The sequence below is a fragment of the Albidovulum sediminicola genome (genome assembly GCF_025751575.1).
GTDB lineage: Bacteria > Pseudomonadota > Alphaproteobacteria > Rhodobacterales > Rhodobacteraceae > Albidovulum > Albidovulum sediminicola.
In genome coordinates this window covers 1-1,724 of record NZ_JAOWLA010000054.1, presented here as the reverse complement: position 1 = coordinate 1,724, position 1,724 = coordinate 1, and the positions used below count along the sequence as shown (strand labels likewise).

Here is a 1,724-nt window from a genome sequence, read left to right as displayed (position 1 = left end):
CACCGCGCGGAATTCCCATTTAGGCGCACCGAAATCCGGTGACGCCGGATAGATGTTCGCAACCTGGGAAAAACGGTTAGATCGGCTCGACGAAACCCTTGCAACGGGAGAGACGTCCATAGATGTAAAAACTGGCGGTGCTGATCCCGTGCTCGCGGCAAAGTTCCGGCACTGCCACCCCGTTCTCGGCTTGGCACAACACCGCCATGATCTGCGGTTCGGTGAAACGGCTCGTTCTCATTCGAATCTCCTCGGCTCTCGCCACGAGAAAATTCTACAATCTCATCCCGTTAGCCATGGGGAGGATTACCGGCCATCTGCCCGCACCTCTTCCGGGACTGTGCAGCCACCACGCTTGCGGTGGCATCCTCTGACATGGCTCCGCTTGACGCGGAGCCTGCTCGGCCATTCGTCTGACCGGACGGGCACACGTTACTACAACCAGGCCACGTCTATCGAGGCAGGGCGCGCTCTCAAGAATCTCGTCGCCAGGCGGAAGAAGGGAGCTTGACCATGCGTGCGGTGATCTACGCCAGGTACTCCACGGAACTGCAGCGGGAAGCATCGATCGAGGACCAGGTGCGGGTTTGTCGACGGCTGATCGAGGGGCGTGGTTGGACGGCGGTGCAGGTCTATTCGGATATGGGGATGTCAGGATCTTCCCACCTGCGGCCGGGCTATCAGAAGCTGCTTGAGGATGCGCGACATCAAGCCTTCGGCGTGGTGGTCGCCGAGAGCATCGATCGCATAAGCCGCGATCAGGAGCACATTGCAGCCTTTCACAAGGCGATGAGTTTTGCCGGCATTCCCGTTGTGACGGTGGCCGAGGGTACGATCAACGAATTGCACATCGGGCTCAAGGGCACCATGTCGGCGCTGTATCTCAAGGATCTCGCCCAGAAAACGCACCGTGGGCTCGAAGGCCGCGTGCATGCCGGCAAGTCCGCTGGGGGATTGTCCTACGGCTACCGGATCGACCGCCAGGTTTTGCTCGACGGCAGTTTCACGACGGGCGACCGGCGGATCGACCCCGCCGAGGCCGCTGCGGTGGTACGGATATTCCAGGAGTATTCGGCGGGCCTGAGCGCGCGTGCGATCGCCCAGAGACTTAATGCCGAAGCAATCAGCGGACCTCGCGGTGAGGCCTGGGGTTTCTCCACGATCTCGAGCAACTGGCGCCGCGGCACCGGAATTCTCAACAACGAACTCTACGTCGGCCGCCTGGTCTGGAACCGCCAGCGTTTCGTCAAGGATCCCGTCAGCCAGAAGCGCCAGGCGCGTCCAAATCCACCCGAAGACTGGATCATCGAGGACGTCCCGGACATGCGCATCATCGATCAGGCACTCTGGGAGCGCGTGAAGGTGCGTCAGGGTGTGATCCGTGAGACGATGCTGCGGTCAGAAGGCAACCCCCGGCTCGAGGAAGCCCGGCGTGTCCGATACCTGTTGTCCGGATTGATCAGTTGCGGGTGCTGCGGCGGCGGCTACGTTCTCGTGGGCAAGCGCCGCTACGGCTGTGCCAACATGCGCAACAAGGGCACTTGCGGCAATCGCCGCACGATCGACCGCGAAGCGCTGGAGACCCGCGTCCTCGAAGGGCTGTGACCTGCCACGGGATTTTTCCTCCACCTGCGATTAGAGTCCGACCCAACGAAGGGACGGACGATGAAGCGAACGAGATACAGCGACGAGCAGATCATCGGCATTCTGGCCGAGCATGAGGC

1 protein-coding gene and 1 pseudogene are annotated in these 1,724 nt (G+C 61.5%); one reads left to right on the top strand and one right to left on the bottom strand.

All coding sequences use genetic code 11. The annotated features are described in order from the left end of the window. Positions 1-124: 124 nt before the first annotated feature. Positions 125-241, bottom strand: a pseudogene (locus OE647_RS20035) (transposase); the annotation flags it as partial. 272 nt (positions 242-513) lie between these two features. Between OE647_RS20035 and OE647_RS20030 the strand changes: the two are divergent. Then, complete coding sequence (locus tag OE647_RS20030) at positions 514-1,605, top strand: recombinase family protein (protein WP_263723533.1); 1,092 nt, start codon at positions 514-516, stop codon at positions 1,603-1,605. Positions 1,606-1,724: the final 119 nt, after the last annotated feature.

Excerpts from the sequence above, each read along its gene's own strand:
- OE647_RS20030 (WP_263723533.1), top strand. The coding sequence starts at position 514 with ATGCGTGCGGTGATCTACGCCAGGTACTCCACGGAACTGCAGCGGGAA.